Source organism: Citrobacter sp. Cpo126 (assembly GCF_030332445.1).
GTDB lineage: Bacteria > Pseudomonadota > Gammaproteobacteria > Enterobacterales > Enterobacteriaceae > Citrobacter > Citrobacter portucalensis.
Genome location: NZ_JAOWHT010000044.1, coordinates 34,575 through 42,549, shown reverse-complemented (window position 1 = coordinate 42,549; position 7,975 = coordinate 34,575). Strand labels below are relative to the sequence as shown.

The following is a 7,975-nucleotide window of genomic DNA, read 5'->3' as shown; positions in this document are numbered from 1 at the left end:
AGGCGATTCAGTTCCTGCGTACGCATATCCGTCAGTGACTGATGGCGCAGCACCAGTGCCCGTAACGCCCGTTCAACCGGATGCGGAGCTTCCCAGACTGCCGGGCGCTTCTGACGGCAAAACTCTGCCAGCATGCGGGCATCAACGGCATCGGTTTTGCTGCGCAGCCCCTCGCTCTGTGCGAAGGCTTTGCCGAGGGCAGGATTGATGATGGAGACGGTGAATCCGGCATCACTGAGATGGGCGGCCACGTCTTCCATATACGTACTGGTGGCTTCCATACAGATATGCGCCGGCGCCACGTTATGGCTGTTGAGCCAGTGGAGGAGTTCATTGTGGCCCTTCAGGGTGTTCGCAAATTTTTTACTGCGGTGACGGCCATCGGGACGCAGCACATCGACATCCAGCTTGGCTTTAGAGACGTCAATACCGATAAAATGAAGTTCCTGTTCCATAGTGAGACCAACCTTGTGAATGCGGATTACCGGGAAAACCGGTCCATGATACTGTCCGGTTTGTCACTTGTGGAGAACGGCAGTCCGCTGCATAAATCTACAATACAGGTTGTTAACCTAAGGCCGGATACGGCATGCGGACGGCATGGCAGGGAGAACTGGCCGGCCCTCTCTGCACAGAGAGGATAATACAAGGCCGGATAAGGCGTTAGCCGCATCCGGCAGAACGTTAACGATAAACGCGGATCCCGCCCTCTACGCCGCGGCTAAACAGCACCTGCCAAAGCTCAATATCTCTGGCGCGGAAAGCCCCGGCGCAGGCACATAAATAATAATTAAACATTCTTCTGAAGGTGGCGGAATAACGTGATGACAGCTCCGGCCAGGCCTGATTAAAGCGCTCATGCCAGGCCATCAGCGTTTTATCATAATCGCTGCCGAAGTTATGCCAGTCCTCCATCACAAACCGTGATTCGCTGGCCTCGGCAATATGGGAAATCGACGGTAAGCAACCGTTCGGGAAAATGTATTTATTGATCCACGGATCGACGCTCATCCCTTTTTTATTGCTGCCAATGGTATGCAGCAGGAACAGTCCATCCGGTTTTAAACAACGGTCAGCGATGCTGAAATAGGTGTCGTAGTTTTTCGGCCCGACGTGTTCAAACATCCCCACGGACACAATGCGATCGTAGTGTTTATCAAGATCGCGATAATCCTGCAGCAGAATGTTAACGTCCAGCCCTTCACAGCGCTGCTGCGCCATTTTCTGCTGCTCTTTGGAAATGGTAACGCCTTCTACCGCCACGCCATAATGACGCGCCGCATATTCTGCCAACCCGCCCCATCCACAACCGATATCGAGTAAACGCATACCCGGCTTAAGCTGCAGCTTCTCGCAGATCATTTTTAATTTGGCATTTTGCGCATCGTCTAATGTGGTCGCGTCTTTCCAGTAACCGCAGGAATATTGCATATGCGGATCAAGCATCAGCGCAAAGAGATCGTTACCAATATCATAATGTTCTTTACCGACGATCCATGCGCGGCTACGTGACTGCAAATTAAACAGGCGTGCGCTGGCAATGCGTAAAATATCTTTCAGATTACCTGGCATCTGCTGGTCGAGTTTTGCTTTCAGGATTTTGCAGAACAGAATATCGAGCCGTTCGCAGTCCCACCAGCCTTCCATATAGCTTTCGCCAAGCCCTAATGAGCCTTGTTGCAATACCCGTTTAAAGAAACCAGTATGATGAAGTTGAATGTCCCAGGCGCGCGAGCCATTAATTCTGATATCCGCTTGCGAAAGCAGCTCTTTTCCCATTCGGGTCCAGTTATCATTTGTTTCATTGACGATGACAGCATCTGAACAAAGCGAGTTCATGGTATTTACCAAAAGTGGACTAAAAATTATTACGCAAGATTATTATGGAAAAATGAGTGTATGTATTATGATCCGCGGACAAGATCTATCGAACAGCGGACACACCATCGGGAGCATTGACGATTCATTTATGGAAACTCTCGCGCAAAAACAGTGGAACTCCTTCCCGGATAACTCCATGACCGAACTGCCGCAGGACGTATTCTTTCGCTCTTATGTCCTGGAAGCCAACCACCATGTACCGCAGCATTCACACTCTTTTATGCAGTTTCATTTCGCCCGCAAAGGCAGCATGCGCATTGATGTTGCCGGTAAGTGCTGGATAATCCCGGCGCATTATGGCATCTGGATCCCAAATAATACGGAGCATGCGGTTTGGGCATTAGATGATGTATATTTAGAAAATCTGGATATTAAACCGGGTTTTCTTGAAGAGAGCATCAATGAATGCAAAGTAGTGGCTATCAGTGATTTCGCCAGAGAGTTTATTCATTACGCCACTAATTCAATTTCAGGCCATTATGATAGTCAGTCAAAAGAGGGCAAGCTGGTTAGTGTGCTGGTCGATATTATTCTGCAACTCCCGGAAGTCGCTTTTGTATTACCCTGGCCGCAGGATCGCGAATTAACCAAAGTCTGCCGAACAATACAAGAATCCCCCGCACTGGAGCATTCGGTTGAATACTGGGCGCAGCATTTGGGTATGTCTGCCCGTACCTTTTCACGTCATTTCAAAAAAGAAACCGGATTGCCTTTCAGCGTCTGGAAGCAAAAAATGCGAATACTTGAATCGGTATTAATGCTGAAGAAAAATAAAAGCGTAACCGCCGTGGCACTCGACGTTGGGTATTCAAGTACCGCGGCATTTAGCTACGCATTCCGCCAGGCGTTTGGCGTTCCGCCCTCTAATTACTGATTAACGGCGTTGATGCCAGTAAGCCGCTGCACGAACCCGTTGCTGATCGAACGCCTCGGTTTCAAAACGAGCACTCAGGTTTTTGACCACCTTGCCTTCGCCGGTGATCCAGATGAAATAATCGTCTGCGGGCACGCTTAGCCGCGATAAGTGTTCATTCACCGCCTGCTCGTCATGGCCGATAAACCACTGAAGAGTAAATCCGTCGAGATGGGCAAAATAGTCCTGGTAGGCTGCATCCTGCACGCTAACCAGCGCCGTGACGTGCGGACGTACCGCCAAACGGCTGAGCGACTCCAGGCGTCGGCGCAACGCGGGCATTCCCGACTCATCACACACGTAAACCTGATACGCATAGTCCTCTGGTACCACCAAAGAACCGCGCGGCCCGCCGATCGTCAGCTTGTCACCCTCACGGGCATTCATCGCCCACGTACTTGCCACGCCGCCGTCATGAATATAGAAATCCAGTGCCAACTCATGGCGCGCTTCGTCATACAACGGCGTGTAGTCACGGGATAACGGACGTACACCGTCAGCCCAGACAATGCCTTCATCGGTGACGACAGGTGGTACAAAGTTGCTGCCCGGTTCAGGGAAAAAGACCTTGGTATGGTCGTCAAAGCCGTGTGAGGTAAAACCGTCCAGAGCGTCACCGCCCAGTACAATACGCTGAAAGCCCGCACTAATACGCTCTACGCGCAGGACAGTAAGTTCTCGAAAACGCAGTTCATTGCGAACGCGCTGTGGGTAGCGTGAGATGTTTTTTGTCATTTTTTCGCCTTGTGAAGATAATACGATATATCTAAATTGATTTTTTAAATGATAATGATTGCTAATCAAAAATATTGCAAGCACTTTTTGATATAGTTAACTTATGATTACCCAGTTATCACAGACAAATAAAAATAGATAATAATCATAATGTTATACAACATTTTATTTGTAGACTTGCAAACTGATAATTTTTAGATATAAATTAGATATATCTAAATAACATCAGGAGACGATGATGCAAAACCATCATGAAGGTTGCTGTAAGCACACAGAGCACCAACACGAAGGCTGCTGCAAGGGTGAAGGACATCACCATGAAGGCCGCCACAACGAGCACCATGCAGGTTGCTGCAAAGGTGAAGAACATCGCCATGAAGGCTGTAATAAAGATCATCACCACGAGCACGGCTGCGGGCCTCGTCGCGGCGGCGGCGGCGGTCGTCGTCAGCGGTTCTTTGGCCACGGCGAATTACGCCTGGTGATTCTGGATATCTTGACCCGCGACGCCAGCCACGGCTATGAGCTGATTAAAGCGATTGAAACCCTGACCCAGGGTAATTACACCCCAAGCCCGGGCGTTATCTATCCAACGCTGGATTTCTTGCAGGATCAGGCACTAATCACCGTCAGCGACGAGGAAGGTGGGCGTAAACAGATTGCGATCACGACCCAGGGCCAGCAGTGGCTGGATGAGAACCGTGAACATCTGGAACATATCCACGAACGTATTAAAGCCCGCTGCGTGGGTTTTGAATTACGCAAAAATCCACAGATGAAACGCGCGCTGGAAAACTTCAAAGCCGTGCTGGATCTACGCGTCAATCATGGTGATACCAGCGATGCGCAGATCAAAAAAATCATCGGTATTATCGATCGCGCTGCGCTGGATATTACTCAGCTGGATTAATCTGCACAGCAGGCGGAACCCGTATGCCCAACGTTCCGCCTGTATTTTTAGTATTAATGCAGCACCGTAACCGCATCTTCCAGACGACCCGCGCGATGTTTCACCATCACGGAAATCTGCGCACTCTCTTCAACCAGTTCGGCGTTTTTCTGTGTAATGTTGCTTAATTCATTCACCGCGCGGGTCAGGCTGGAAAGACCATCTGACTGTTCCAGCGTGGAGTGGCTGATTTGGGCGATCAGCTGAGTGACGTTTTGCACCTGCGCCACAATATCGTCCATCGTGCGTCCTGCGGCGTGAACCTGGTCAGATCCGGACTGCACCTTGTCAGCGCTGGCATCAATCAACTTGCGGATATCATTGGCTGCACTGGCGCTACGGCTAGCAAGATGACGTACTTCTCCCGCCACCACGGCGAACCCTTTCCCTTGCTCGCCCGCCCGCGCGGCTTCAACAGCGGCATTCAAAGCCAGAATGTTGGTCTGGAAGGCAATATCGTTAATCAGCGTCGTAATGGTGCCGATTCGCTGGGTGCTGTTGGCGATATCGTCCATGGTTTTGATGACGGTATCCATCGCCTCACCGCCGTGCGTTGCCGCGCTACTGGCGGCAATAGAGAGCTTATCGGCCGCGGCGGCGGTCTCTGAGTTTTGTTTCACCGATGCCGCCATCTGATTCATGGTGGTCACCGTTTCCTGCACGTTCTCGACAGTCTGCTGCGTATGCTTGTTTAAATCGTCGCTGCCTTTCGCCAGCGTTTCGCTGTCGCTACGCACGCAACTCACCTGGCTGGAGACGTCGTGAATGAGCCAGCGACACATTAATCCAAGTTGGCCCACTGCTCGTAGCATCAGGCCCAGTTCATCACTACGGTTAAGATGCGACACGCTGTTCCGCTCACCGGTCGCCACTTTCAGCGCCTGACGGGTGACATTCTCAATAGGACGCACAATTTGCCATTCGAAAATAGCCGTTCCAAAAAGCATCACCAACGCGCTCATCAGCAGTAACGGCCATTCGGCGCCCATTTGCTGCAATGCGACCGCTAGCAGGACAAACATGAATGCCATCACGCTGCGCACCCGCCAGCGAATCGGCATCGCCGGCAGTTTACCCAGCCAGCCCTTGCGTACCACCAGCCCTTTATGAATACGCCGGTTGCAACGTCCTTCATTCAGCGCTTTATATAAAGGCTCTACCGCCGCAATTTCCTCGTCAGTAGCCCGGGTACGAATCGACATATACCCGGTCACGCGTCCTTCCCGCACCATCGGCACCGCATTGGCCCTCACCCAGTAGTGATCGCCATTCTTACGCCGGTTTTTCACAATCCCGCTCCATGGCTCGCCCTGCTTCAGGGTGTACCACATATCCGCAAACGCCGCTTTTGGCATGTCCGGATGACGAACCTGATTGTGCGGCTTATCGAGCAATTCATTTAGCTGATAGCCACTGACCTGGACAAATGTATCGTTCGCATGGGTGATATAGCTTTGTAAATCGGTGGTAGACATGAGGGTGATATCATCATCCAGCGGTGTATTTTGCTGACTAACGTAGGGATGAGAAGACATGATTGCGTCCTGTGCAGGTTATCTGGTTGTTAACTCTTTCGGCTTATGTTATTTCGGCGATAATTTTTTTATCTTTAGTTGTTAAATTTGATTTAGATCGCAATTTGCGATTAAACCTCAAAATCTGTACGCATTCTAATCCATTGATTTAAAATACTTTCATCTAGTAACTATTCAACGTCACTTCTACCAGCGCACCGTCACAGTGCAAATATTGCCCATTTTTAGCGCAAATTTGCGTTTATTCGATCTGTTTTCAGGCTCCTTACTTGGGCAAAATGCCAGCAAATGTTAAATCGCGGCATTAAATGTTGCGTAAATGAGATGTTTCCTGGTGTTTATCCCGATTTTTGCTAAGCGCGCCGGAATGGCGCAATCCCTGCAATACTTAATTCAGTATCATGTGATACGCGAGCTCCGGGAGCATATTTTGAACAGGTTACCTTCCAGCGCATCGGCCCTGGCCTGCAGCGCACACGCACTGAATCTCATCGAAAAGCGCACGCTTGATCATGAGGAAATGAAATCGTTAAACCGAGAGGTGATTGAGTACTTCAAGGAGCATGTCAATCCGGGGTTCTTAGAGTATCGAAAATCTGTAACTGCAGGCGGGGATTACGGAGCCGTAGAGTGGCAAGCGGGAAGCCTGAATACGCTTGTCGACACCCAGGGGCAGGAGTTCGTCGATTGCCTGGGTGGTTTTGGAATTTTCAACGTGGGGCACCGTAATCCAGTCGTGGTTTCCGCCGTACAGAATCAACTCGCGAAACAACCTCTGCACAGCCAGGAGTTACTTGACCCTCTGCGGGCCATGCTGGCAAAAACCCTCGCCGCACTGGCGCCCGGTAAACTGAAATACAGTTTTTTCTGTAACAGCGGGACCGAGTCGGTTGAAGCCGCGCTGAAGCTGGCGAAAGCATATCAATCGCCGCGCGGTAAATTTACGTTTATTGCCACCAGCGGCGCATTCCACGGTAAATCACTGGGCGCGCTGTCCGCTACGGCTAAATCCACCTTCCGTAAACCTTTTATGCCGCTGCTGCCGGGCTTCCGTCATGTGCCGTTTGGCGATATTAACGCAATGCGCACCATGCTCAGCGAGTGTAAAAAGACCGGTGACGATGTCGCAGCTGTGATCCTCGAACCGATCCAGGGTGAAGGAGGGGTGATCCTGCCGCCGCAAGGTTATTTGACCGCCGTTCGTAAACTTTGCGATGAGTTTGGCGCGCTGATGATCCTTGACGAAGTGCAAACCGGCATGGGGCGTACCGGCAAGATGTTCGCCTGCGAACACGAAAACGTGCAACCCGACATTATGTGCCTGGCCAAAGCGTTGGGCGGCGGTGTGATGCCAATTGGCGCGACCATTGCCACCGAAGAGGTGTTCTCCGTCCTGTTCGACAATCCTTTCCTGCATACCACCACGTTTGGCGGCAACCCGCTCGCTTGTGCAGCTGCGCTGGCCACCATTAACGTCCTGCTGGAGCAAAATTTACCGGCTCAGGCGGAGCAGAAAGGCGATATGTTGCTGGATGGTTTCCGCCAGCTTGCGCGGGAATACCCGGACCTGGTGCATGATGTACGCGGTAAGGGAATGCTGATGGCGATTGAGTTTGTCGATAATGAAATCGGCTACAACTTTGCCAGTGAGATGTTCCGCCAGCGGGTGCTGGTTGCCGGCACGCTTAATAATGCAAAGACGATCCGCATCGAACCACCGTTGACGTTAACGATCGAGCAATGCGATCTGGTATTGCGATCGACGCGCAAAGCCCTGGCAGCATTACGGGTGAGCGTGGAGCAAATGTAACAACCTTACCCGGCCTATAAAAGACACTCTTTTGTAGGCCGGATAAGGCGTAGCCGCCATCCGGCAATTTCGTCCTCTGCCCCCACTCCTTTTTTGAATCCCATCACAATCACGGCATTCCCCTTTTCCCTTTTACGCGGCGACGGCTAAAT

At 51.1% G+C, this 7,975-nt stretch carries 7 protein-coding genes; 3 read left to right on the top strand and 4 right to left on the bottom strand.

Going from position 1 to position 7,975, the window contains the following annotated elements; genetic code table 11:
• Both OGY17_RS23260 and cfa read right to left on the bottom strand, forming a co-directional pair.
• The coding region (locus tag OGY17_RS23260) for an IS110 family transposase (protein ID WP_267445968.1) at positions 1 to 455 on the bottom strand (455 nt) is incomplete at its 3' end.
• A gap of 229 nt (positions 456 to 684) precedes the next feature.
• Positions 685 to 1,839, bottom strand: a complete 1,155-nt coding sequence (cfa, locus tag OGY17_RS23255; RefSeq protein ID WP_071445947.1) for a cyclopropane fatty acyl phospholipid synthase — start codon at positions 1,837 to 1,839, stop codon at positions 685 to 687.
• Positions 1,840 to 1,906: 67 nt separating this feature from the next.
• On the opposite strand from cfa, the gene OGY17_RS23250 reads away from it, so the two are divergent.
• Positions 1,907 to 2,755 (top strand): helix-turn-helix domain-containing protein, encoded by an 849-nt coding sequence (locus OGY17_RS23250; RefSeq protein WP_020996343.1) that lies wholly within the window; start codon positions 1,907 to 1,909, stop codon positions 2,753 to 2,755.
• On the opposite strand, the gene OGY17_RS23245 is transcribed toward OGY17_RS23250, so the two are convergent.
• Positions 2,756 to 3,529 carry a siderophore-interacting protein gene (locus tag OGY17_RS23245; RefSeq protein WP_191215387.1) on the bottom strand — a complete coding sequence of 258 codons (774 nt, stop codon included), beginning with the start codon at positions 3,527 to 3,529 and terminating at the stop codon, positions 2,756 to 2,758. It lies immediately after the preceding gene.
• 235 nt (positions 3,530 to 3,764) lie between these two features.
• Between OGY17_RS23245 and OGY17_RS23240 the strand changes: the two genes are divergently transcribed.
• Positions 3,765 to 4,439, top strand: coding sequence for a PadR family transcriptional regulator (locus tag OGY17_RS23240; protein WP_182424632.1), 675 nt, complete (start codon positions 3,765 to 3,767; stop codon positions 4,437 to 4,439).
• 53 nt (positions 4,440 to 4,492) lie between these two features.
• Here OGY17_RS23240 and OGY17_RS23235 read toward each other — a convergent pair whose 3' ends face one another.
• Complete coding sequence (locus OGY17_RS23235; protein ID WP_191215386.1) at positions 4,493 to 6,013, bottom strand: methyl-accepting chemotaxis protein; 1,521 nt, start codon at positions 6,011 to 6,013, stop codon at positions 4,493 to 4,495.
• Positions 6,014 to 6,443: 430 nt separating this feature from the next.
• Here OGY17_RS23235 and ygjG point away from each other — a divergent pair, with 430 nt between their 5' ends.
• Positions 6,444 to 7,823 (top strand): putrescine aminotransferase, encoded by a 1,380-nt coding sequence (gene ygjG, locus OGY17_RS23230; protein WP_167371260.1) that lies wholly within the window; start codon positions 6,444 to 6,446, stop codon positions 7,821 to 7,823.
• Positions 7,824 to 7,975: the final 152 nt, after the last annotated feature.